The following is a 281-nucleotide window of genomic DNA, read 5'->3' on the forward strand; positions in this document are numbered from 1 at the left end:
CCTTCGAGCTCGGGCACGACGTTGATCGAGTCGATATCGGCGACTTCGCCGCCCCACGCGTACGACCGCAGGCCGAACCACGCGCGCGACGGCTCGCCCGGCGTCGCGATGCGCGCGGCCAGGCTGCCGATCCCCGGCATCGTCTTCGGCACGACCGAGAAGTTCAGCTTGAACTCCTCGACGACCGGCGCGACGACGCCGCGGCTCTTGATGATCTCGATTTCCGCATCGGTCGGCGCCTGCTGCGGGCCGCTGTTGATCGATGCACCCGTCTGCGTCTG

The 281-nt window shown here is 68.7% G+C and carries 1 pseudogene; it reads right to left on the reverse strand.

The features are described 5' to 3' along the window. Nucleotides 1-281: pseudogene (locus tag SB764_RS39485) on the reverse strand (exopolysaccharide biosynthesis protein); the annotation flags it as partial.

Source organism: Paraburkholderia sp. SIMBA_027 (assembly GCF_046535315.1).
Lineage (GTDB): Bacteria > Pseudomonadota > Gammaproteobacteria > Burkholderiales > Burkholderiaceae > Paraburkholderia > Paraburkholderia tropica.